Origin of the sequence: Methylobacterium variabile (genome assembly GCF_001043975.1) — a bacterium.
Lineage (GTDB): Bacteria > Pseudomonadota > Alphaproteobacteria > Rhizobiales > Beijerinckiaceae > Methylobacterium > Methylobacterium variabile.
Genome location: NZ_LABY01000543.1, coordinates 1 through 874 on the forward strand (window position 1 = coordinate 1; position 874 = coordinate 874).

The 874-nt window shown below is 65.0% G+C and carries 2 protein-coding genes; one reads left to right on the forward strand and one right to left on the reverse strand.

Annotated elements, in window-relative coordinates:
- A partial coding sequence (gene wrbA / locus VQ02_RS34415; protein WP_048448779.1) for an NAD(P)H:quinone oxidoreductase occupies positions 1 to 580 on the forward strand: 580 nt, incomplete at its 5' end.
- 193 nt (positions 581 to 773) lie between these two features.
- Here wrbA and VQ02_RS37950 read toward each other — a convergent pair.
- Positions 774 to 874, reverse strand: a 101-nt coding sequence (locus VQ02_RS37950) for a Sua5 family C-terminal domain-containing protein (RefSeq protein ID WP_280818982.1), incomplete at its 5' end; no start/stop codon positions are given.

Below are 874 nucleotides of genomic sequence, written 5' to 3' on the forward strand. Positions count from 1 at the left end.
TTATTACTCGTCCTGGGGACATGTTGAGCAGATGGCGCATGCCGTCGCCGAGGGTGCCCGCGAGGCCGGGGCCGAAGTCACCGTGAAGCGCGTGCCGGAACTCGTCCCCGACGAGGTCGCCAAGCAGTCCCACTACAAGCTCGACCAGCAGGCGCCCATCGCCACGGTGGACGAACTCGCCGATTACGACGCGATCATCTTCGGTACGCCCACACGCTACGGCAACATGGCCGCCCAGATGAAGCAGTTCATCGACCAGACCGGCGGTCTCTGGGCCCAGGGCAAGCTGATCGGCAAGGTTGGTTCGGTCTTCACTTCCACCGCCTCCCAGCATGGCGGTCAGGAGACGACGCTCACGAGCTTCCACACCGTGCTCTTCCATCACGGCATGGTGGTCGTCGGGCTGCCCTACTCCTTCGCCGGGCAGAACGGTGTCGAGCAGGTGAAGGGCGGCACGCCCTATGGCGCCTCCACGATCGCCGATGGTGATGGAAGCCGCCAGCCGGCCGGCATCGAGCTCGATGGCGCCCGCTACCAGGGCAGGCACGTGGCCGGCATCGCCGCCAAGCTCGCCGGCTGAGCTCGCCTAACCACGTGTTGAGTCCCGCGCATGACGCGGGGCCTCTTCGTGAGCCGATGATGGGCAAACAAGAAAAAAGGCTCGGATAAATCCGAGCCTTGAAAGGAGGAAGGTCATTTGGGGGCTGAACCGACCTTCGTGATTGGGAAACGTGCTCGTCCCAAGTGGGTTCCACGAACTCGCAAAGAAAATTTCAGCGGGGTGCCGCGGCCCGGCGCAGCCGGTCGTTGATCGCATCGCCGAGCCCCGTCCGAGGGATCGGAGCGACGGCGATGGTCCCGGTCCCGGCCCCGT